This window comes from Erwinia sp. GW821-FHT03D09, assembly GCF_059420805.1.
In genome coordinates this window covers 232,360-255,795 of sequence record NZ_JBWKUK010000006.1, presented here as the reverse complement: position 1 = coordinate 255,795, position 23,436 = coordinate 232,360, and the positions used below count along the sequence as shown (strand labels likewise).

17 protein-coding genes, 1 tRNA gene and 3 pseudogenes are annotated in these 23,436 nt (G+C 49.4%); 13 read left to right on the top strand and 8 right to left on the bottom strand.

All coding sequences use genetic code 11. From position 1 onward, the window contains the following. From AC07U6_RS08155 to AC07U6_RS08140, 4 genes and pseudogenes are all read left to right on the top strand, one after another. The coding region (locus tag AC07U6_RS08155; protein WP_017458904.1) for an IS3 family transposase at positions 1 to 96 on the top strand (96 nt) is incomplete at its 5' end. A gap of 77 nt (positions 97 to 173) precedes the next feature. Continuing rightward, positions 174 to 683 (top strand): annotated as a pseudogene (locus tag AC07U6_RS08150) (ISL3 family transposase); the annotation flags it as partial. A gap of 152 nt (positions 684 to 835) precedes the next feature. Then, positions 836 to 2,074 (top strand): multidrug effflux MFS transporter, encoded by a 1,239-nt coding sequence (locus AC07U6_RS08145; RefSeq protein WP_494763773.1) that lies wholly within the window; start codon positions 836 to 838, stop codon positions 2,072 to 2,074. After that, on the top strand, positions 2,074 to 4,335 hold the full coding sequence (locus AC07U6_RS08140) for an ATP-binding cassette domain-containing protein (RefSeq protein WP_494763772.1): 2,262 nt from the start codon (positions 2,074 to 2,076) through the stop codon (positions 4,333 to 4,335). Before AC07U6_RS08145 ends, AC07U6_RS08140 begins: the two co-directional genes overlap by 1 nt. 84 nt (positions 4,336 to 4,419) lie before the next feature. On the opposite strand, the gene AC07U6_RS08135 is transcribed toward AC07U6_RS08140, so the two are convergent. The 6 genes from AC07U6_RS08135 to AC07U6_RS08110 form a co-directional block, all read right to left on the bottom strand. Beyond that, positions 4,420 to 5,937: a 4-hydroxyphenylacetate 3-hydroxylase family protein gene (locus AC07U6_RS08135; RefSeq protein WP_494763771.1), complete on the bottom strand. Its 1,518-nt coding sequence runs from the start codon at positions 5,935 to 5,937 to the stop codon at positions 4,420 to 4,422. Between the two features lie 38 nt (positions 5,938 to 5,975). After that, positions 5,976 to 7,925, bottom strand: a complete 1,950-nt coding sequence (locus AC07U6_RS08130; protein WP_494764794.1) for an anthranilate synthase family protein — start codon at positions 7,923 to 7,925, stop codon at positions 5,976 to 5,978. Between the two features lie 29 nt (positions 7,926 to 7,954). Next, positions 7,955 to 8,587 (bottom strand): isochorismatase family protein, encoded by a 633-nt coding sequence (locus AC07U6_RS08125; RefSeq protein WP_494763769.1) that lies wholly within the window; start codon positions 8,585 to 8,587, stop codon positions 7,955 to 7,957. An 18-nt stretch (positions 8,588 to 8,605) separates the two neighbouring features. Beyond that, complete coding sequence (locus AC07U6_RS08120) at positions 8,606 to 9,391, bottom strand: SDR family NAD(P)-dependent oxidoreductase (protein WP_494763768.1); 786 nt, start codon at positions 9,389 to 9,391, stop codon at positions 8,606 to 8,608. After that, a complete protein-coding gene (locus tag AC07U6_RS08115) occupies positions 9,381 to 10,550 on the bottom strand; it encodes a 3-deoxy-7-phosphoheptulonate synthase (RefSeq protein ID WP_494763767.1) in 1,170 nt (389 codons plus the stop codon). Before AC07U6_RS08115 ends, AC07U6_RS08120 begins: the two co-directional genes overlap by 11 nt. A gap of 204 nt (positions 10,551 to 10,754) precedes the next feature. After that, on the bottom strand, positions 10,755 to 11,024 hold the full coding sequence (locus AC07U6_RS08110; protein WP_494763766.1) for a hypothetical protein: 270 nt from the start codon (positions 11,022 to 11,024) through the stop codon (positions 10,755 to 10,757). On the opposite strand from AC07U6_RS08110, the gene AC07U6_RS08105 reads away from it, so the two are divergent. From AC07U6_RS08105 to AC07U6_RS08075, 7 genes and pseudogenes are all read left to right on the top strand, one after another. Beyond that, complete coding sequence (locus AC07U6_RS08105) at positions 11,009 to 12,529, top strand: amino acid adenylation domain-containing protein (protein ID WP_494763765.1); 1,521 nt, start codon at positions 11,009 to 11,011, stop codon at positions 12,527 to 12,529. The two genes, AC07U6_RS08110 and AC07U6_RS08105, sit on opposite strands and share 16 nt — an antisense overlap. A 2-nt stretch (positions 12,530 to 12,531) precedes the next feature. Then, complete coding sequence (locus AC07U6_RS08100; RefSeq protein WP_494763764.1) at positions 12,532 to 12,762, top strand: acyl carrier protein; 231 nt, start codon at positions 12,532 to 12,534, stop codon at positions 12,760 to 12,762. Positions 12,763 to 12,827: 65 nt separating this feature from the next. Continuing rightward, the gene (locus AC07U6_RS08095) at positions 12,828 to 17,198 is read left to right on the top strand and encodes a non-ribosomal peptide synthetase family protein (RefSeq protein ID WP_494763763.1); all 4,371 of its coding nucleotides are present in this window, start codon (positions 12,828 to 12,830) and stop codon (positions 17,196 to 17,198) included. Between the two features lie 36 nt (positions 17,199 to 17,234). Then, positions 17,235 to 17,627 (top strand): nuclear transport factor 2 family protein, encoded by a 393-nt coding sequence (locus AC07U6_RS08090; RefSeq protein ID WP_494763762.1) that lies wholly within the window; start codon positions 17,235 to 17,237, stop codon positions 17,625 to 17,627. A 114-nt stretch (positions 17,628 to 17,741) separates the two neighbouring features. Next, positions 17,742 to 18,239, top strand: coding sequence for a MarR family winged helix-turn-helix transcriptional regulator (locus AC07U6_RS08085; protein WP_494763761.1), 498 nt, complete (start codon positions 17,742 to 17,744; stop codon positions 18,237 to 18,239). A 90-nt stretch (positions 18,240 to 18,329) separates the two neighbouring features. After that, positions 18,330 to 18,476: pseudogene (locus AC07U6_RS08080) on the top strand (transposase); the annotation flags it as partial. A gap of 118 nt (positions 18,477 to 18,594) precedes the next feature. Next, positions 18,595 to 19,303: pseudogene (locus tag AC07U6_RS08075) on the top strand (site-specific integrase); the annotation flags it as partial. Between the two features lie 199 nt (positions 19,304 to 19,502). Here AC07U6_RS08075 and AC07U6_RS08070 read toward each other — a convergent pair. Further along, positions 19,503 to 19,578: transfer RNA gene (locus AC07U6_RS08070), tRNA-Phe, on the bottom strand. 162 nt (positions 19,579 to 19,740) lie between these two features. On the opposite strand from AC07U6_RS08070, the gene AC07U6_RS08065 reads away from it, so the two are divergent. Together AC07U6_RS08065 and AC07U6_RS08060 are read left to right on the top strand one after the other, a co-directional pair. Continuing rightward, complete coding sequence (locus AC07U6_RS08065) at positions 19,741 to 19,998, top strand: hypothetical protein (protein ID WP_494763760.1); 258 nt, start codon at positions 19,741 to 19,743, stop codon at positions 19,996 to 19,998. Positions 19,999 to 20,399: 401 nt separating this feature from the next. Beyond that, a complete protein-coding gene (locus AC07U6_RS08060) occupies positions 20,400 to 22,550 on the top strand; it encodes an ornithine decarboxylase (protein ID WP_494763759.1) in 2,151 nt (716 codons plus the stop codon). A gap of 112 nt (positions 22,551 to 22,662) precedes the next feature. Here the strand turns inward: AC07U6_RS08060 and AC07U6_RS08055 are convergent, their stop codons facing one another. After that, complete coding sequence (locus AC07U6_RS08055) at positions 22,663 to 23,271, bottom strand: TetR/AcrR family transcriptional regulator (protein WP_494763758.1); 609 nt, start codon at positions 23,269 to 23,271, stop codon at positions 22,663 to 22,665. Positions 23,272 to 23,436: the final 165 nt, after the last annotated feature.

Below are 23,436 nucleotides of genomic sequence, written 5' to 3'. Positions count from 1 at the left end.
ATCTTCGATTACATTGAAGTCTTCTATAACCGGGCCCGGCGCCACAGTCATCTCGGCGGCGTCAGTCCCGAGGCCTTCGAACAGGCCTCGTCGTGAGGACAGAATTTGTCTACTGTCGTGGGGGCAGTCCAATATCTCTAACAAAGTGTCCGGGATCATTAGACCATTACAGGCAGGAGATGGTTGACTCTGGTTTTACCGGGAGTGAAACGACGGTCAGAGATGCTGTGGCTAAGTGGCGTAAGCAGTCTGACGCTCCGGCTGTGTCCCCGGGCCGACTTCCCTCAGCATCCCGGGTCAGTCGCTGGTTAATGCCCTGGCGAATGATCAGAGGAGAAGAAAACTATGCTTCCCGCTTCATCGAATCAATGTGCCAGAAAGAGCCGCAGCTGAAAATGGCACAACAGTTGTCCCTCGACTTCTACCGGATGCTGAAGACGAAGAATAAATCACAGTTAAATCAATGGTTCTCTGACGTCAGTCAGAGTGGACTCGTTGACCTTCAACGCGTTGCTGCCGGGATGGAAGCCGATGCAACCGCAATACACGAAGCGATAAGCAGCAGATGGAGTAACGGTGTTGTCGAGGGCCATGTAAATCGTCTGAAGATGCTGAAACGGCAAATGTATGGTCGGGCAGGGTTCGAGCTACTGAGGCGACGGGTAATGAGTTCTCTGGCATGAAAATCTCCACCCAAGTTGCGGAAGACCCAGTTTTTTACATCGGTAGCGGCATGTATTTATTTTTTATAATTTAATTGATTTCCTTTTTGCAATTACTTTGGCTGGTGGTATAGTTATTACAGACCACAGATGGTAAAGGGATTACGCTCATCATGCGACCGAAAGAAGTTCAAGCATCGGCAGTCAGTACGATGTTCAGAGATGAAAGTAGAGGTTTGCTTGCCAGTAAAGTCGTTATTGTTCTGGGTTTACTTAGCGCCGTTGCTGCATTATCCACTGATATGTACTTGCCTTTATTTCCAGCTATCGCCAGCGATCTGCATACGACCCCTGACAAAGTTCAGCTTAGCATCACCGCTTTTATGGTGGGCTTAGGTATTGGGCAGTTGTTTATTGGTCCATTGTCCGATCATTACGGCAGACGTAAATTATTGCTAGGCGGGATGACGCTATTAACCATCGCTTCATTAGCTGGCGCTATATCTACGAACATTCAGCTGCTCATTGTTACACGGTTCTTTCAGGGATTGGGAGGAGCGGCTGGTATCGTTCTTTCCCGAGCAATTATTTCTGATCTGTGCCCAGGGACTAAAGCCGCTCGATATTTTAATCTGGTGCTAGCGATACAGGGGATCGCCCCTGTTATTGCACCATTACTTGGAGGAATGGCTGCATGGTTTATCTGGCCAGTAGTTTTTGTTTTTATGGCAACAATATCATTAGTCTCCACTCTGCTCAGTGGTCATTTTATTAGCGAAACCTTACCCCGTCATCAGAGATTACCTTTCAATCTGAACGAGATTATCAGTCAGTTTATCGAGCTGCTAAGCAATAAGAAATATATTAGTTATACTCTAATTTTTTCAATCCAGTTTGGGGCGCTATTTGCTTATATATCAGCATCACCATTTATCTATCAATCGGCGTTTGATTTATCCTCAGGAAAGTTCGCTGTAATATTTTCTATCAACGCCGGAGCAATGATGTTTGGTAGTATTGTCAGCGCTCGCTATGTTATGAAATTTGGTGAAGATAACCTTATAACATTGGGGGTGATAAGCACGCTGGTGATATCTATATTACTTTGTATCGTTGACAATATTTCTCATTTCCAGTTTGAGATCGCGGCGGTACTACTGTTAATGATGATGTTTACTATGGCTTTGACATTTGGCAATGCTGCGAGTATGGCCATGGCGGCATCCTCACACTTAAAGGGAACGGGTTCTGCTATTTTAGGGGCTTTTCAGTTTGGTATCGCTGCGATAACCCCGTCACTGCTTGGATTTGGGGACCCGTTGTCATTACTGCCGATGTCGCTGATTATCGCGGGATGCTGTTTAATAGCCATCATGGCATTGTTATTGACAGGTAAAAAAAGGATAGTGTGATGAAAATACATGACGCTATAAAAATCATTGGTGCAAGGCAAAACAATTTGCAAGATATTGATGTAGAGGTCCCTAAAAATAAAATAACAGTTTTTACCGGTGTTTCCGGATCGGGAAAAAGTTCTTTGGTATTCGGAACTATAGCGGCGGAATCTCAGCGACAGTTAAATGACACGTTTCCACCTTTTATTCGCCATCGCTTACCACATTATGGCAATCCTGAAGTTGATGAAATTGAAAACCTGTCGGTGGCCATTATTATTGACCAAAAACGTATTGGTGGCAACGCACGTTCGACGGTGGGTACCGCATCAGATATTTATACCCTGCTACGGCTACTCTTTTCTCGTGTCGGCGAACCTTTCGTAGGTTATTCGAATGTTTTTTCATTTAATCATCCTGCGGGGATGTGTGCGACATGCGACGGATTGGGCATTGCCAGTACCATTGATATCAACCATCTGATTGATTCGAATCTGTCGTTAAATGAAGGTGCTATTCGTTATCCTTCTTTTGCGCCAGGCTCATGGCGCTGGAAACGTTATGTTTATTCAGGGCTTTTTGATGCCGATAAAAAAATCGCGGATTATTCAAAAGAGGAGCGAGAATTATTACTTTATGCGGATAATCTCATTCCTGAAGCACCGTTAGCCGGTTGGCCTAAGAGTGCAAAGTTTGAAGGCGTCATTACGCGCTTTACGCGAAGTTATTTAAAACAGGAAACTAAAGATACTAAAACTGAGGAATTTCAGCGAGTCGTTAGTTTGCAGGTTTGCCCTTCTTGTCAGGGCATGAGGCTTAACGAGGAAATACTTTCCTGCCGGATTAGAGGGAAAAATATTGGCGAATGCGCAACGCTGCCTGTCACAGAGTTAAAGCTGTTTGTAGAAAAGCTCGATTACCCTGAAGTCAGGCCGCTGATCGAAGCATTGCTGGAAAGGTTGGATGCCATGTGTGCAGTAGGCTTGGGATATCTGGATTTGAACCGTACGACCCCTAGCTTATCGGGCGGTGAATCCCAGCGGTTGAAAATGGTCCGGCATCTGGGAAGTAGTCTGACCGGGATCGTTTATATAATTGATGAACCCAGCACCGGCCTGCATCCAGCAGATATAGTGAAATTGAATGTTTTAATTGGAAAACTACGCGACAAAGGCAATACCATTCTGATGGTGGAGCACGACCCGGACATGATAGCGATAGCCGAGCATGTTATTGATTTAGGGCCAGGAGCGGGTAAGCAAGGCGGGAATATTATCTTTGAGGGCGACCTGTCGGCACTTAAGCAATCCCAAACCTTGACGGGTCGATATTTCTCTTCACAGGCAGAGATAAATAAGAAACCGAGATGTGCCAAAGGTTATATTTCGGTAAGAAACGCCACATTGCATAATCTGCATAACTTATCGGTAGACGTGCCTTTGAGCGTTATGGTCGCAGTGACGGGAGTTGCCGGATCGGGCAAAAGTTCATTCGTTATGGGGGCCCTGGCGCCACAATGTCCGGAGGCGATCGTTATCGATCAAAAACCGATACATACCTCGATTCGATCGCATATTGCTTCCTGGTGCGGTGTATTTGATACGATCCGTTCGCTGTTTGCCGAAAAAAACCATGTGTCAGCGTCGTGGTTTAGCGCCAATGCCAAAGGGGCCTGTCCGGAATGTAATGGGCTAGGGGTAATACAAACCGATCTGGCATTTATGGATACGGTTACGTTGCCATGTGAGGCCTGCCAGGGACAGCGCTATAACCCACAAGCGCTGAAATATCGTTATCAGGGAAAAAATATTGCGGAGGTATTATCCCTGTCGATTAATGATGCCGGCGACTTTTTCCTGAATGAGCCACAGCTCAGGCCAATTTTTCGTAGCCTGGTCGAAGTCGGGTTGGGATATTTACGCTTGGGTGAATCGTTAAAGCATCTTTCAGGCGGTGAATGCCAGCGGCTGAAGTTAGCGTCACAATTAAATCATGATAGTGACATGTATATTTTCGATGAGCCAACCACTGGTCTTCATCCCAGTGATGTGGCCTCGCTGTTGAAACTATTTAACCGACTGGTAGAGCGCGGAAACACCGTCATTATTATTGAACATAATATGGAGTTGATCGCTCAGGCTGACTGGATTATTGATATTGGACCTTATGCCGGGCAAGAAGGGGGGGAATTATTGTTTAGCGGTACACCCGAATCGATGCTGGCCTGTCGCCATTCTTTAACCGCAGAGTGGTTGCGCAAACATTGCCGGATGGAGTGAGAAATGGTGGTCGGGACAGCCAGAAGAGACTGGCAATAATGTGATGCATGCCTATTATTATACTGATGTATTGTCCCGTTAATCTTATTCGTCTAAAGGCCAGTGGTAATCGCGATCCAGCCAGCCATCCAGGTCATAATCCATCATACATTGTTCGGCGAAACCTTTATATTCTTGTACCTGCCCCGACATCTGTGCGGCGAGCAACAGTTCGATACGAACATTTTCATGACTACCGGTATAATTTCGTTCATAGAGTTCGTGTCTGCTGGCGAATTCTGTTCCTACGGAGTCCCAGATTAGCTTCATGAGCTTGACGCGTTCAACGGCATCCATACCGTTGGAGCCCCGCATATATTTTTTCAGATAAGGTTCCAGTTCCGGCGCAGCGAAATCTTTGGCATGCGAGTTGATATAAATAAGCGCGCTGCCAAGATCTTGTTCAATAATTTCTTTGATCCGTGGATAGCCGAGACACATAAACCAACGGTAGGCTAAACCATAATCCAGGTTAGGCAGGAGGGCGCCGTTGTGCCAGGGGTTCGGCGATTTAGCCATAGCATCACTTATGGCCCAGAAGAGGTTGCGCCAGGCCAGCATTTCCCCGACGCGCGTCTGTATGCCGCGGAAATCGGCTACGCCGGTGGCTTCCACGCCTTTAATGAATAAACCACAAATAAAATCGATTTTTACCGCCAGGCGCGTCACACCGTGGAACGTTGAGCGGTGCAGGAATCCAGAACTGGGTAAAAACGTGGCCGCTTTAGCGGTATCGCCGTAAATAAAAATGTTTTCCCAGGGAATCTTCACCTTATCCAGAATGAAGATCATGTCATTCTCGTCGTAGCGTGAGGATAGTGGATAGTCAAAAGGACTGCCGATCTTTTCGGCGGCTAAGGAGTAAGAGGGGCGGCAAACCAGCTTCAGTCCTGGGGCATTCATGGGTAATGTGCATACCAGGGCAAATTCTCTTTTTTTGACAGGTAAACCGTAATGCGCGATGAAATTGTAATGCGTCAAGGCTGAGCCGGTAGCAACCACCTTGGCACCGCTAACAATCACACCATCATCACACTCTTTTTCGACGTGAATGCAGATATCTTCAATCTGGTCGGGCGGGAGATTGCGATCGATAGGGGGGTTAATGATGGCATGATTCCAGTAAAGTAGCTCCTCTTGCGAACGTTTGTACCAGTGCCTGGCGTTATCCGTATATTCGCCGTAGGCCTCGGGATTGGCGCCCAGAGTCGTAAGAAACGACGCTTTGAAATCAGGGCTTCTTCCCAACCAGCCATAGCTAAGCCGTGCCCACTGGGCGATTGCGTCGCGATCGCGTATCAAATCGTCAACAGAATGAGGAACGCGGAAGAACGGATGGGTGACACCACCGCTGCCGGTATCACAAGGCGTGGTTAAAATAGCCCGATACTTTTCGTCATGGAGCGCGTCGTATAATTTAGCTATAGACAGTGCTGAATTGCGAAATGCTGGATGTGTAATAACATTGTCCACCTTTTCACCATAAGCCCATATTTCTCGCCCATCATTTAGACCCGCTAAAAAGTCATTACCGGTAGGTAATGATACTGATTTATTTCCCATGTCAGCTCTCTCCGAATGTCGGTTTTCAACACTTCCTTTTAAACGGCATCTTGTTGGCTAAGAGTTACCGTTGTTGTTAAGGCGTTCTGTATCAGCCATTGATAAATAGAAAATGCGTCTTGCGTCAGGAATGACTCGTTATGAAATTGTATGGAGGCAACGTTGCCTGACGATAAGGCGACAATTTCACCGGAAGGGAGTCGCTCCAGCTGGACTGTTTTGTCATGCTCCGGGCTGTACCAGCATGGCCGCTGATGTAGTGCGGAGAAACTGTTATAGAAACCAACGGTATGAGGTCTTCCCTGAATGGATATCTGATGTTGGCTACCCTGACGGTTATTGACCAGCCGCTCGATCGGAATGCCTAATTCGGCGCAAATTAACTGATGTCCCAGACAAGTCCCGATTAGCGGACGCTGCTCCCGGAGCCGTTGCGCAATAATTTTTCGGCCCACGCGTATTTTTTCGAGTTGTATATTGGTTGGATCGCCAGGCCCGGGACCAATGAATACGATGTCGCGATCGGTGAGTTGCGTTAGCTTGCTCGGGCAGTCATACCAGGGAATGAGGGTGACGGCGCAACCCGCGCTGCGTAACTGATAAGCAATCATGGCGGTGAAGTTGTCCTCCATGTCGATCAGTGTGATGGCATGATGAGAGAGTAGTGCGCGCGGGCCCAATTGCGAGTTATCCAGCCAAAAGGCGGAGGCGCGTGCATTCCGTTGTGCCAGTATCTGGTCAGCCCGATGGCAAAGTTCTGCAGACAATCCTGTCCGGTTTGGCGTCCCGGCGCTTGGTTCAGAGAAGAACGAATGCATTAGCCCTTGTAATTTGGCGCGTGTTTCACCGGCTTCACTTTGCGCGATGGAACTTCTGACGATGGTTGAACCCGCCGTAAGCCGAAAATGTCCCTGAGCGGAAATATCGGCAGTGCGGATCATTATGGCCGAGTCCAGATAGCGTTTACCTTCTTGCGCACCCGTTATAGCAACGATGCCGCTGTAATAACCGCGTCCGCGGCGTTCTCGCCGGGCGATAACTTTACAGGCGCTTTCTATTGGGCTGCCGGTCACTGTTGGCGCAAATAGCGATTGCCTGATGATTTCTTTCAGACTGCGATCTGAGTTGCCATGGATAAAATATTCGGTATGCGCGATGTGCGACATAGCCTTGAGCTTCGGCCCGGATACCTGAATATCACGCTGACAGATGCTACTCATCATTTTGAGTTCTTCATCTACCACCATAAATAGTTCGTCGCGCTCTTTTTTATCCTGCAGAAAATCATCCAGCACGTGCGCCATATTCCCGGTGTCGGGGTATTTTAATGTGCCGCTGATAGGATTCATCGCCACGTTCTGCTCATCAACCTGGATATGCTGTTCAGGCGTACTACCCATGAAATAGCGGCTGCCGGTAAAGATCATCCATGTCCAGTATGATCCGCATTCAGATTGCAGCAGCCGTTTGTACAGCGTCAGCGCGTGGCGGATACTAAAGTCGGTTATATCGCCCTCCAGGCTGCGTGAAATCACAAAGTTGCTGCCTTCCCCGGAGCTGATTTCCTGATCAACCACGGTATCAACAATGTCGCCATACGTTTGGTCATCAAGATCGAAGTGCAGGTTTCGTGGCTTGATATCATGGTCATTAATGGCTGTGATAAATGAATCTATAGGGTAATAATCTTGCCGCTCAATGTGCATTACGATCGTCTGTTCACCATCGTCAATGCAGGCATATCCTTTTTCTTTCAGCTGATTAAATGGCAATAATATCAATTTGTTAAATGAGAATTTGCCCGTCCCGCCTAGGGGAGGATCCAGAGCTAATTCTGAAAGGGACTGGCTTAGCTCAATATCCCCTTCAAGAAACAATACTGCGTTGATAGGTTCGCATTGGGGGCGGTAAATACAGGCAAAGGGTCTATCAAGATTGGCCAGATGAGCCGAAAGCTCGTCGGGATTTGCTGTATCTTTAGATAACATCATCATCTCCTGGAGTGCCGTGAGGATCTTTAATGTTCCAATGCGTCGATAGCTTGTCGGGTTGACAGCACGACTGAGCTGGTTTCCGCAGCTAACTCAAGCGCCAGACGATGCTTTTCTTCGGAGAAATCGGCTAGCGCATCGGCAATAAAAAATGTCTCGATATCATTGGAATAGGCCTCTTGCGCTGTGCACAAACAACCGATATGGGCGTAAACGCCGCAGACGATCAGCTGATCGCATTTGAGTTCGTGCAAAGTACGAAGAAGAGGAGAGTTAAAGAAGGCGCTGTAACGCCACTTCGTTAATACCCACTCATTTTCCAGAGGCGTCAACGGAGGAACAATCTGTTTATGTTCCTGGCTGCCGTTCATGCCTGAACCCCATAGACTGTGCAGCAAGCCGCGCTGTTGTGGCGTCATGTCGCCGGGTTGGGCAGTATAAAATACTGGAATATGCAGACGTCGGGCGACGCTAAGCAAGCGGTAGATGTTGTCGATGACCTGCGCTATCGGCGAGGCGTCAGCAGTGTAAAAATCGAGAAAATAACGCTGCATATCATGTATGAGTAGCGCCGCTCTTGAACTGTTGGGTCGCCAGTCTGCAATTGATTTGGGTAATTGACGTTCTGTCGGCAATGGATAGGGCTGTATCTTTTCCATGTTATTATCCTTGTACGCTTAGCAGCTGCCGAGTGCGGCACCACCGTCGACCAATAACGTTGATAGCGTGGTTTGCCCTGATTCTTCGCACAGGTAAAAGCAGACCGCGGCAGCAATTTCTTCCGCCGTGGCGACTTTGTTGAGTGGAATACCAATGCGAAATTGTTGTGGGTTACCGTTGAGCGTGTTTTGCCTGTCACTTTCGTTATGCCACATGCCGCGCAGCATCGGCGTATCGGTTGAGCCGGGAGCGACAATATTACAACGGATCCCATACGGAGCGGCCTCCAGCCCCAGAGCATAGGTAAATGCCTGGGCAGCGGCTTTTGAGGCGCAGTAGGCGGCCATCGTCGCCCGCGGCACGCGCGCTGCATTTGAGGCGATAGTTACGATGCTGCCCTTACGCTGAGCCATCATCAGATTGGCCGCATGGCGGCTGGTGTTAAATACGCCAGTCGCGTTGACGGCAAATGTTTTCGCCCAATCCTGAGGTTGTGTTTCGGCCACGCTGGCGTGGCACAGTACGCCGGCGCCGTTGACCAGATAACCTACCGGGCCCAGTTGGCGACCGATTGCGGTAAAGGCCTCTGCTACGCAGCGGTCGTCGGCAACGTCCACAGTAAAGCCAGCAATGAGCTGCGGATGGTTATTTTGTAGTGTGGCTACAAGGGTTGCCAGCTGAGTGGCGTTATTATCAAGAAGCGCTAGTGAAAGCCCTTCTTTCGCCAGCGCGTGGGCAACGGACTCGCCAATGCCACCGCATGCGCCGGTAATAACGGCAATATAATCTTTATCAAAGGTCATGTTGTCCCTCTTTCCAGTGAGTTAATAACATCTGCGTTTGCGCTACGTTCAGGCGTGGGTCGCAGAGAATTTGCTTAAGTTCATGTTCTTCAGGGTGATTATTTTCACAGAAGCATTCGATGACCGGGTTCGGCGTTGCTTCCAGATGGAGTCCAGCGGCGCAGGCGTTATGTGATTTCACCTGCCTCAGGAAACCGGAGATTTCAGCCATCATGTCGCTAAGCTCGCGGCGTTTATTGCCCGCCCGCGTTTTCCCGGTATTCCCATGCATTGGATCGCACATCCATAACACCGGCGTTTCGGTTGCTTGTGCGGCCTGAATCAACGCGCCCAGCCGATGAATGTGTGAACGGCCAAAACGCGAAATAAAAGTCAGACGTCCAGGAATGCGCTGAGGATTGAGTTGTCGGCAAAGTGCCGCGATGAACGATGGCGTTACGGTGGCGTCAATCTTGCAGGCAACAGGGTTGGCGATATTCGCCAGCATGGCGATATGTGGGCTGTCAGGCGCAAGAGTGCGAATGCCGATCCAGGGCCAATGGGTGCTGGCTAAGTATGATTCTCCGTAGGGATTAGTGCGGATTTGAGTGGTTTCATAGTCCAGCAACAGCGCTTCATGGCTGGTCCAAATGTGATGAACATCGCGGGGATATTCCCGTTCGTAACGTTTAATTTCGGCCAGCGTTTCCGCAGCAGCACGATAGCTCAGCAGCATCCGTTGCGGATCGTTACGCCTGGCTTCTGGTGTCGCTTCGGGCCGGTTGACTGAATCACCGCGCCACACGGGAAGTACCCTGTCGCCATCGACTTCGTTTTGTTGTGAGCGTGGTTTAGCATATTGACCGGCAATTCTACCTACCGTCAATATCGGCAGCCCCGTCGGTGTTGAGAATTCGCGGGACATTTGCTCAAGGAAGGTCAATTTTTTCCGCACATGTAACGCGTCAGATTCGCAAATTCTTTCAGCGCAGTCGCCCGCCTGAAATATCATTGTTTTCCCTGCATAAACGGCGGCTAATGCTTTATTGAATTCACTTATTTCTTCAAAACTTAATAATTCTGGAAGAGTGTCTAATTCACTTTTGACCAGGGCAAGCATGTCCTTATCGCTCCAGAACGGCTGTTGCCAGTTGGACTTGTTGCCAGGAAATGATGTCATTTCTAATCTCTCACTCGAAATTTAACAGGTTTTTCGTTTGTTTTTTAACAAAAAAGCGATGAGAAAGTGCTGTTCCTTGTCTGTTTACTGGACATGAAAGACGATACGGGTTGCACAAATATTGCACGCCAATGAGTGCGTTGTGTCAATCAAAAAAGTTTGAATTTTATCTATGAGTTTTTAACTTATTGATTTTGTTGTTTATTATTTTTGTTTGCTTTTTTGTTTTTTGCTGTATGATTTTTTTTTGGAAATCAAATTGACTGGGGATTGGGTTCGAAGATAGACTATTGAAAGCAACGCTTGGTTATGCTTGTGTTGCTTATATGTTGCTTGTTCTGCTGTGCTTGCTTTGAGGCATTTCACGGTAAACTGGCGGCATTTCTTTAGATCTTTAATTTCTTCTTCAAGAGAAGATTTTATGCGTGTGAACGTTCCTAATTCTCCAGGAGAGAGTGATGACGCATTCAGCATATGTCTATCAGTTAAAGGCTGTCCCTGATATATTTGATGAGATTTCGCAGCGTTTTCCGGACAGGGTTGCGTTAATTTTCGATCAAAGAAAAATAACCTATCGAGAACTTGCTGAGCAATGTTCAGCGCTGGCTGCAGTATTGCAAAATAATTTCCTGATAAAAGGCGATATCGTTGCAATAAAAATAGAACGTAGCCCGGAGTTATATATTTTTATGCTGGCGCTCATGAAAATAGGCGCTGTTATGGTTCCCGTGAACTCGAATAGTCCTGAGCGCTATATTGGTGAGGTTTTAAGTGCGGCGGGAGCCAGATACCTGATTAGCGATGATGTAACAAGCGTGCCCGGCGGAGCATGGCACGTCTTGTCGAGCAGGACGCTGATACAAAACTGCACTCAACAAAGAAGCGGGAATTACCCGGTATTAAGCGCTGATGATCCGGCGCTCATATTGATGACCTCTGGTTCAACAGGAAAACCGAAAAGCGTACTGATTGCTCATCGCGGGATTGCCAGACTGGGTCTGCCGGTACCGGCGTTGGGGAACAGCGAGCGGGACTGCTATTTGCAAATTGCAGATATTTCTTTCGCTGCCTCAGCTAATGAAATCTGGATGGCTTTATTGACCGGAGCATGTCTGACGATTGTGCCGCCTGGCTTGCCAGATTTAATGGCCCTGGCACGGCAGATCGAATCGGATAACGTGACGATGCTATTCCTCTCTGGCGGGCTGTTCCGGCTATTTGTCGAGGTTTCGGTCGAAACACTGCATATACCTGATTGTGTAGTGGTGTCGGGAGACTTTGTCAACCCTCGCTTATTTAGCGTGGTGGCGCAGGCCGGTAAAGCCAAAATATTTAATGGATTAGGATGCACGGAAAATTCAGCGATCTCGTCTCTCTATCATATTCAGTCGGAGGAGCAATTATCCAGTGAATCTCCTGTGCCGGTTGGTACTCCACTCCCTTTGGTTGAGATGGTGGTATTCAATGAACGGTTGCAACCCTGTACCTGCGGTGAATATGGGGAATTATTTATCGCAGGGGCTGGAGTGGCTCTGGGGTATTCCGATCCGCAACTGACGGCGGAAAGGTTTATCACCATACCGTATCAAGGCACTGACGTGCTTTTCTATCGTACCGATGATCGGGCAACTTACGACCAGGATCGCAATATCGTCCTGGTCGGACGAGGCAACCATATTTGTAAAATACGTGGCTTCCGCATCAATATCGCCGGTATTGAGCACCTGTTGCGCTTACATCACGCTGTAGAAGATGTGCTGATTGTGGTAGAGGAGACGCCGGATGAACCGCGATTACATGCTTGTTATGTCACGCAGGATGACGCGCTATCCGTAGCGGATTTAAAGAATCACCTCGCAATGCATGCTCCTGCCTGGATGATACCTGAAAAATTTAGCCGTCTGGCGGTACTGCCAATGGCCGCTAACGGTAAAAAAGATCGTTTACGGTTAAAAAATTCTTTACTGGAGCAGGTGTAAATATGGACAACGTTGAGCAACAGCTACTCTCGATTTGGCAGGCGATTATTCATTCAGAGGCGATTAACCCGCACGAAAATTTACTAGACCAGGGTGGTAACTCATTACATTTCATAAAATTGGCGTCAATGGTAAGCAAGACATTTAATTTGGCTGTCTCGCCGGCGGACATTTTCACTGCCGGAACTATTGCCGCGCTGGCTCAGACCATTCGGCAACGGCAACAGCTCTAATACCTGAAGTAGGGACTGCCAGCAAACAGGAAGGATTTTACAGGGAATTTTAAGAGGGGGATAAAATGCCATCATTCAGTAGCGGCGAGTCAATAAAGGGCTGTTTGAACAAGGAGTGTGGAGAAAGTGCGGTAACGTATCTGACAGCTACGCCCGGGCAGCAGGCAATGTGGTGGCTGGATAATACGCTGGATCAGCCCCAATGCTATAACGTGCCGGTGCTGCTGACTGTTAATGCGACACTGGACGCTGATATTATGCAGCGCGCTGTGGCTGAGTTGACCTTGCGCCATGAAATATTCAGAACGCGTTTTGTTTATCTTGACGGTAAATTACAACAGCGTATCGGCGCTGATGGCTATCTCTCTTTTTCCCATCGACAACCAGAGCAGACGGAAACCCCTGAATCTGTCACGGCACAACTGGCGGCTAGCCGTTTATCATTGGCTGAGGGTCCGTTGAGTATCATTAATATGCTCAGTTCAGACTCAGGTACAACCTGGTTAGCATGCTGCTTCCACCACATCATTATTGATGCCCCCTCAGTACGTATTGTCTTGCATGATTTGCTGCGAATCTATTGTGCGCTTGACGAGAAGCGCGTTCTGCCAGCGTTTAACGGCACGGGAAGCTATCAGGAATTTACTCGTTGGCAGGTCGCATCCCTTGCGGCGGCGGAGTGCGAAGATATGCGGGATTATTGGCGACAGGCACTGCATCCAGCTCCGCCATTGTCGGACCTCCCTGTCGATTTTCCCCGTCGTCTTCGGGAAGATACCAAAGCCGCCTATACCATGCTGGCGCTGAACGAACAGGAAGCGGATTCACTGCAGCGGCACGCGAGATCGTTGTCAATGACTCCATTTATGTATATGTCCATGTGCTGGCAATTTTTCCTCAGTCGTATGAGTGGGCAGAACGATATTACCGTTGGCGTGCCTTTTACTCTGCGGGATCGCAGCGAGTTTGCCGAAACGCCGGGATATATGATCAATACTCTGCCGGTTCGCGTGCAGGTCAATGAAGATGACACGGTCAGGACGCTGGCTGCAAAGATGCGTCAATCTTTTATTGGCGCACATTTCAATAAGCTGCTCCCTTTCAATGAAATTGTCGCACTGTCGCGTGAAAACACGGGGCAGGACAGTCCACTATTCAGAACGCTGTTGGTTATGCCCGATACCCGGGGCGATATTTTCAACGACTTGCCTTTTAAAGTCATGCTGGATGACTATTTTAGCCAGATGGCAAAATACGATCTGACGCTGTTCTTTGAAGCACAACCGCAGTGGAAGCTGACGCTGGAGTATAAGACGGCGTTGTATCACCCGCAGACCGTTGACTACTGGTTGAAAATCTTTCGCCATTTATTGAGCGCGATGGGCGAGGACGGCGAGGTATTACTGTCATCCCTGAGGCTGTTGGATGCACCGTTAAGTCGTGAACTGGTTGTTCGATCTAGCCTTAAGTCGTGCGCGGAGGCCTGGCGATTTGACGCCCTGGCGGCTTTCAATCAGCATGCTATAAGCCACTCTGCGGATACTGCGTTAATTACCGCTAATGGCACACGATCGTATGGTTGGTTAGCGGAACGTTCAGGTCAGATTGCCGCTTACCTACAGCAGCAGTTAAATATCGCTCCTGGCAAACGTGTTGCGTTATTACTGGAAAGGAATGCCGAGGCGATTGCCACTCTGTTTGGCGTGTTAAAAACCGGCGCGGCCTACATTCCGATCGATCCGCAATACCCGCAAGAGCGAATTGGTTATATGTTGCAGGACGCCAGTGTGGATTGCATCGCCACGACGCGATCGCTGGTAGCAAAATTCCCAGTGTCTGGCTCCGTACCTCTGTTGTTAATCGATGATATTCCCCCGGAGTACCCTGGGGAATGGTCTTATATCAAAAGAATGCCCGACGATGAGCTGTATATCATTTATACATCAGGTTCAACCGGGCAGCCCAAGGGAGTACGGTTATTAAATAAAACGCTCAATAACCTGATTAAGTGGCAACGAGATGTATCTGAGTGCGGTCAAGGAGATTGTACTCTGCATTTTATGTCACTTTCTTTTGATGTATCGGTTCAGGAGATCTTCGGCACGTTAGCCGGCGGTGGGCGCTTATATATTGCCAGTGAAGAAGAACGGAGAGATCTGGATCTTCTGCAAGAGGTTATCCAGGAGCAGGGGATTAATCGTCTCTATTTTCCCTATGTTGCTTTGCAACAGTTCGCGCATTTGAGCGCATTGGCCAACAGGCAATTCCCGAGTTTAAAAGAGGTCTACTCCACCGGGGAACAGCTCGTACTCACCGCGGATATTAAACATTTTTTCAGGCAATCCGTTCGCTTGATTAATCTCTATGGTCCCTCAGAAAGTCACGTCTGTTCCGCGTATGTGCTGCCACCGGAAAGCGATAAATGGGGAGATGCAGCGTCCATTGGTTACCCTCTACCCGGATTTACTCTGTTGGTGGTGGATGAGCATCGGCAGCTGGTTCCCGCCGGTGTCGCCGGTGAACTGCTCATCGTTAGCGATTTTCTCTCTCCCGGCTATCACAATAAAAGTGAAGAAAGCGCTCGACGTTTTATCTCTGCTGAGGGCTTTGCCACACAAAGTTGCCACGCATATCGTACCGGTGATCTGGTGAGGCTGGAGCATGACGATCGGTTCAGCTACCTTGGCAGGATAGACAATCAGTTAAAAATTCGCGGTTTTAGGATCGAACCGTCTGAAGTAGAAGCGGCCATCAATGCCCTGGAAGGCGTGCAGGTTTCAGCGGTAGTTGGCAGGGCAGATACTTCAGGAAGCAAGCAGCTCGTCGCTTTTATTGCTGGCTTAATGGATGATAAAAGCAATCAAAAGGATAAGATCAAACGCGGCCTTCGCCTGGTGCTGCCGGAGTATATGGTTCCCACAGAGTTGGTCTTTCAGGATAAGCTGCCTACTACCCCTAGCGGGAAAATCGATCGTAAAGCGTTGCTTAAGCTGGATATTATTGTTGAATCATCCGCGCAGATGCCAGAGCGGTCTCTGACGAAAACGCAGGAGCAGGTCAGGGCGCTATGGGAAACGCTGTTTCCGGGTCGTCACATCGCACTGCACGATGATTTTTTCGCCATTGGTGGACATTCCTTGTTGGCCACGCAGCTGGTTTTTCTGCTCCGTAAGGCATTCGATTGCGATATTCCTCTACGTTTGTTATTTAATCATCCGACGTTGTCGGCTATGGCAGAGTCCATCGATGGCTATATTGCCAGTGAAAAGGGGCCCATCGATACCGTTGATCGTTCCTTTGTTCAGGATGGATACGAACGCATACATTGGCAGGGGGGAGAGTGTTCAACCCCTGGGCTAACGTTGCTCACCGGGGCGACAGGATTTTTGGGCATCTACCTGCTGCGTTCATTGCTATTGGCCGGGGCCCAATCCGTGATTTGCCTGGTAAGAGCCAGGACAGATAAGCACGCTTTGGCTCGTTTGCGTGAAAATGCGATGCGCTACGGAATCGCCGATGAGATTGATTTTTCTCGGGTTGAAGTTTGCCTCGGTGATATTGGTCAGCGCTATTTAGGGTTAAGCCCTGACGCGTATAGTCGGTTGGCAGAGCGAGTGGAAACGGTATTCCATGCAGCCGCACAGATTAATTTTTTGCTCTCTTATTCTTCGGTAAAACAGTCAAATGTGCAGGGTACGCTGAATATTTTAGCTTTCTGCGGTTGTGGCGGACGAAAAACGCTCCACTATTTATCCACCATCGCCGTATTTTCTCCACGCTATCCTGAATCGCCTATCGTGGAACATTGTGTGCCGGGGCATCCGGAAGCACTGTCGATTGGTTATACGCAAAGTAAGTGGGTGGCTGAACGCTATGTTATACAGGCCAGAGAACAAGGACTTGATGCTAACGTATTTCGCATCGGACGTATTGGCGGAGACAGCCGAACTGGGGCCTGCCAGAGCGATGATTTTTTGTGGCGACAGATAAAAAGCTTTATCCAGATGGGATTGGCGCCCGATCCGTCTTCCCTATCAACGGACCTGCTGCCTGTCGACTTTGTCGCTGAATCGATAGTTGCCTTAGCGCGTTCAGAGGCTACTCGACAGGAAAACTTCCATATTTTCCATCCTCAGAGCATCCGGTTTGACCCGGTGTATCTGGCGATTCGTTCTTTGGGCTATCCGTTGGAAACGACTTCTGACGGCGAGTGGTTGCAACAACTTGAGCTGCGTGTCACCCAAGGGCGCGAGGTTGCGCTGGGGCCGGTCATTCATCTCTTTAAAGAGAATTTGTTGGATACTGGCGATAACGCCTATGGTAATACAGAGACGACTAAGCGTATTGCACAACTGGATTTGCGCTTTCCTGAGCTGTCGGAGGAGACTTTCAAACGTATGATTGTTTATTTCCAGCGGCAGAAAGAAATTGTCTAGCAAGCCGTTTATCAATTTCATCAAGAGGATAATACAATGGTTCCGGCGTTATTTGATCAATATATTTTGGCAGTGATGGAGAAGTCATCGGATAAGCTGGCATCCCTTTTCTCTGTTAATGGACGTTTGTCGTTGCCTTTCCGTCGCAACAGGGAGGTGATTGTTGGGCGTGATAATATTCGCTTGCACTATGCTAATGGCTTTGGTGTTGCGCCCTTACGCTTTACATCCATAGAGGATGAACGATTCCACTATACAAATAATCCCGATATCGTCATTGTTGAATATAAACTGCATGGGAATACTCTGCCTGATGGGAAACAGTTTTCTTTGTTGTATGTTAATGTGATTAAAATAAATGATGGCTGGATAACTGAGTTAATAGATTATGAGGATGTTTTGAATAGAGAATATATCTTTCAAAGTTAGCAGGATGGTTTTTATGTTATTAATGGGGGCGAAGGTTATGATAACTTTTCATTCCTTAAAGGGATGTGGTAAAATAGTAAGCTTAACTTATTGTATGCGGCATCAGGAAAATGTATGGAAATGAAAAAAAAAGTGGCTAGTGGTTCCGGGTGCGAAATATCATTGGATCGTCAATTTAAAGATGCTTTAGGAGATTTGCAATGCGTACTTGTTGCACGTCGCTCGTTGATTAATCCTGATGGCATTAACTGGCCACAATACGATACGTTGTATATTTTGCGTCAGTTCCAGCCGATGACTCCAAGCGCAATTGGTGAAAAGCTCGGATTTGCGCGTAGTAAAATGTCCAAGATCCTGAGGATGTTGAAAGATAAGCACTTTGTTGAACAGGAATCGGCAGAAAGTGACAAACGAGAAATGCTGACGCGGATTACGGAAAAGGGTGTTGAGTTCCTGAATTCGGCAGAATCCAGCAGGCGCATAATGGCTGAGCAGGTGGCATCTTGCATGTCGCAGGGAGAGATTGCTATTTTCGCTGAGCTTTGTACAAGGGCCGCAAATATATTACACGAGAATATTAAAGGTAAACTCGAAGATACCAGTGAAAATTAATAAGGTTTATGGTGATGAAACGCTCAACCAGGCTGTGTCCCTTAATTGCCTGAGCTATAGTAACCATCTATTCCCACAACACATTGAACTATGGCTCGCTACGATCTTTCTGATGAGGCATGGGCAATAATTCAGCCCTTGCTGCCCACCGTTCCGACTTCTCTGCGGGCCGGACGCCCGTGGGCAGAACATCGTAAAATCATCAACGGCATGTTCTGGATCCGGTGTTGTGCTGCAGAACCAAGTTGACACATTCCTGCTTGAACTCATGGGTAAACGTTTTTCTGCGCATTCTCACCTCGTTAGCGTTGTTCATTATATCTCTAACAAAGTGTCCGGGATCATTAGACCATTACAAGTACCACCGGGAAGTAAACGGAAGAAAGTCCTCAGCCGGGATCAGTTGGTTAAGGTAAATCTGGTGCTGGGGCAATTTGAAGAGCGCGAAAATCACTGGCCAGGACAATGCCGGCCTTGCGCGATCTATCCCGCGTGGTATTGGCGTACGGTGTTTGATGTGCTGCGTTCGACAGGTATGCGCCAGAATCAGCTGTTACACGTGCGTTTAAAAGACGCCAATCTTGAAACTAACTCTATTTTATTGTGTAAAAAGGGAAGCAAAACACACAGGGAATGGCTGGTGCCAATAGTCAACTTCCTGAGCGACCGTATGCGAATACTTGTTAATCGCGCCATCGCGCAAGGAGCAGAACCGGAAGATTATCTTTTTGATGTAAAACGTTTCCTCAACCCATTGGGTGAGGTTGGCCCAGAACCTGCTATACAACCCGTTCGCTCGTTTTTCACCAGACTGACAAAAGAGTGTGGTTTTAAGGTAACCCCCCATCGGTTCAGACATACTTTGGCGACTGAAATGATGAAATCCCCCCGATCGTAATTTGGCAATGGTAAAGGGATTGCTGGGGCATCGAAGTGTCAGCACAACCCTGGAATACGTCGAACTGGATTTGAAGATCACGGGGCGAGCGTTGGAAGACGAACTGTCACTGTATATGGATTTAACCCCTACACGTGAAGAAGAGGCCAGACACGTCTTGACATAACTTTAACAAGCTGTAAAAATCACCAGTGATCGAGAAAAGGAGGCATGTGTACCACCACAGGCCTCCTTTCTAGATGAACCTAATATCAACGCCAGAGTGTAAATACCTAGAAAACCACTTTGACATCTATCTACCGGTTCTGTATTAACCGCCCGTTAAGGATCTCATCTCTTAACCAGCGTGCTTTGATGCAAATAAGTGGTGCCCGAACCCGGAATCGAACCAGGGACACGGGGATTTTCAATCCCCTGCTCTACCGACTGAGCTATTCGGGCAACGGGGCGCATTAAACCGTAACCGGCCTGTGGCGTCAATGGCTTTATGTTGGAAATCAGACTGATTGCACTCTTTTTCATCAAAGATGGCAAAATATGGCCTTTCAGGCGATTAAGTTCCCAGACGTTGCGCGAAGGAGTGCTGAATCTCAGGATTACAGAATGCAGAATGCAGAATGCAGAATGCAGGATGGACGAAGGATGAAGGGCGCAGAATCAAAGGTGAATAGTGAAAGGGTGAAAGGATTACGCTTTAGCCTGCGGCAGGGCAATTTTCATTTCGCTGACCGGGTGTCTATTCCCTGGCTAACACACGGCTATTTTTCCGCCGCTGCTTTTTTACTACGTAAACCGTCCATTTTCGCGATTGCGACCGGCTATGCGCGACTGAATGTTTCCTCACTTTTTATGCATAATTAACTGCCCAGAGCGGGTTGTACCTGCCTTTAAAAGATGCCATTATTGCGCAAATTTTGCGTTAGCCGCATCCATTCTACTTTGAGGTCGCTGCCATGAGAGGTTCACTGCTGCATATCAGCACTGTTACCCGTCATCTGATGATGCCGTGCGCCTGCCGATCTCCGCTTTGTCACACCTTGTCGATAAAATCTCTCACCATGCGGTGAGGTTTTCATACGCTTTACTTTTGGCCATCAGTAAAAACAGGTGCGATCTGATTTTACTGATGTCTGGCGGTCGAAGCGGATACCCATTCTGCTGACAGCTTTCTGACACCTTTCGCCGGGAATGCCGTGCTCTGCTCGCGTTCCTATTGTGTGCCTCTGGCACCCACTCATCCTTGCCGCCTGAGGATTTGTGTTATGACACCATTAAAAATTGCAGCCAGTACTACCGTTGCCATCCACCTTCAGACCGGACGCGAAGTCGTTACGCTGGAGAAAACGGACTTTACCGACGTGGCGGCCGTGGTCGTCTCCGTAGCCGACTCGCGTAGCGGTATGCTGGCGTTGCTGCGCCACACCGGCTTTAACCTGCCGGTGTTTATCGCGCTGGATTATCCGGAGCAGGCCCAGGAGCAGGAGCTGCCGGAAGTGACCGGTATTCTGAACGGTGCCGCCGACGATGCAATCCGCCTGGAAGCCGCCGCCGCACAGTATCAGATCGGGCTGCTGCCGCCGTTCTTTAATACGCTGACCAAGTACGTGGCGATGGACAACAGCACCTTCGCCTGCCCCGGTCATCAGGGCGGCGCGTTCTTTAAAAAACACCCGGCGGGGCGGCAGTTCTTCGATTTCTTCGGTGAAAACGTCTTCCGCGCCGATATGTGCAACGCCGATGTGAAGCTCGGCGATCTGCTGATCCACGAAGGATCGGCCAAGCACGCACAGAAGTTTGCTGCGAAGGTGTTTAACGCCGACAAAACGTACTTTGTGCTGAATGGCACCTCCAGCGCCAACAAAGTGGTGACCAACGCGCTGCTGACGCGTGGTGATCTGGTGCTGTTTGACCGCAACAACCATAAGTCGAACCACCACGGTGCGCTGATCCAGGCCGGGGCTACGCCGATGTATCTGGAAACGGCGCGTAACCCGTTCGGCTTTATTGGCGGTATTGATGCGCACTGCTTTGATGAGACCTATATCCGCAATCAGATCCGTCAGATAGCGCCAGACCGCGCGCAGCATGAGCGCCCGTTCCGCCTGGCGGTGATCCAGTTGGGCACCTACGACGGCACGGTTTACAACGCCCGTAAGGTGATCGACAGCATCGGGCACCTGTGTGACTACATCCTGTTTGACTCGGCGTGGGTCGGCTACGAGCAGTTTATTCCGGTGATGGAAGCCTGTTCGCCGCTGCTGCTCGATCTGAAGCCGGAAGATCCGGGGATCTTTGTCACCCAGTCGGTGCATAAGCAGCAGGCCGGGTTCTCGCAGACCTCGCAGATCCACAAAAAAGATAACCATATTCGCGGCCAGCAGCGTTTTTGCAGCCACAAGCGGCTGAACAATGCCTTTATGCTGCATGCCTCAACCAGTCCGTTTTATCCGCTGTTTGCCGCACTGGACGTCAATGCCAAAATGCATCAGGGCGAAGCGGGCCGCCGCCTGTGGCACGAGTGCGTCACGCTGGGGATTGATACCCGCAAGGCAATTCTCTCGCGCTGCGAAATAATCCGCCCGTTTATCCCGGATGATGTTGACGGCAAGCCGTGGCAGGATGCGCCAACCGAAACCATCGCCCGCGACCCGCGTTATTTTAGCTTTGCGCCGGGTGCGGAGTGGCACGGTTTTGCCGGCTATGAGAAAGATCAGTATCTGATCGACCCGTGCAAACTGCTGCTGACTACGCCGGGCATCGACGCCGCCAGCGGACAGTATGCCTCGTTCGGCATTCCGGCCACTATTCTTGCGAACTATCTGCGGGAAAACGGGGTGGTGCCAGAGAAGTGCGATCTGAACTCAATCCTGTTCCTGCTGACTCCGGCGGAGAGCGTGGAGAAGATGGCGCATCTGGTGGCCAAGCTGGCGCAGTTCGAACAGCATGTGAAGGAAGATGCGTTGTTGAGCGACGTGCTGCCGACCATCTATCGTAAGAACGTCAAGCGCTACGCCGGTTACACTCTGCGTCGGCTGTGTCTTGAGATGCATCAGCTGTACGTCAGCTACGGAGTGAAGGATCTGCAGAAGGCGATGTTCCGCCAGCAGAGCCTGCCAAAAGTGGTGATGAATCCGCAGGATGCCAACATCGAATTTATTCGCGGCAATGTTGAGCTGGTGCCGATTGCACAGGCGGAAGGACGTATTGCCGCCGAAGGCGCACTGCCTTATCCTCCGGGCGTGCTGTGTGTGGTGCCCGGCGAAGTCTGGGGCGGCGCGGTGCAGAGCTACTTCCTGGCGCTGGAAGAGGGGCTCAACCTGCTGCCTGGCTTCTCGCCGGAACTGCAGGGCGTGTATGCCGAGGCTGATGAAAACGGCATCAAGCGGCTGTATGGCTATGTGATCACCGAGTAAACGTTGACTATCGTCAGCCAGGATAAATTATCATCCTGGCTGGCTGGCTGGCTGGCTGGCTGGCTGGCTGGCTGGCTGGCTGGCTGGCTGGCTGGCTGGCTGGCTGGCTGGTTCAGGCTGTCTGTGCATCTTCCCGCGCCTGGCGCACAATCGCATTAGCGATCCATTTACCGATATCTTCCAGCTCGTCGTTATGGCAGCCCCAGATATCCTTCATCACCACAAAAATCTCCGAGCCATAAACAAGCGATAGCGAGCGAATAACCCGATCCATCAGCTCCGGCGGCAGTTCGTCACCTAGCGGTTTAACCACCTGAGCGAGGATGGCTTTGCGGTTGCCACGCACCAGCTTCTCCTTGATCGGAAAGGCGTCGGTAGCCTGTTCCTGCGCCCACTGGGTCAGTGACAGGTGAAGCGCAGCGCGCAGCGTGCCCTCGTGTTGCAGCATGTGAGGAAAGGCGAAACTGAACAGCTCTTCAATGCGCCCGGTGGCATCCTGCCGGGTCGGCTGCCAGTTTTTAATTGGGCCAAGCGTCTCGGAAACAATCGCCGACACCAGCGCACTTTGAGTAGGAAAATAGCGGTAGGCGGTGGCCCGCGAAAGCTGCGCCTCATGGGCGACTTCAGTTATAGAGGGGAAAGCACCGCTATCAAATAATCGCATAGCGGTTTCAATCAGTAAGCGACGCGTTCTTGCGCGTGTAGCTGTTAGCCCTAACATCCCGGCGGAATCCCTTTGCTCCACAGTGACCTCATCTCTTGGTGTGAACCTGCCTAAATATTGGACCGGGCGGCAAATCGTACCGTGAACCGGCGTAAACAGTCTGAGGAGCGTACTATTCCTCACGAACGTTATGGATTATCAATACGTTATGAGTATCTCAGT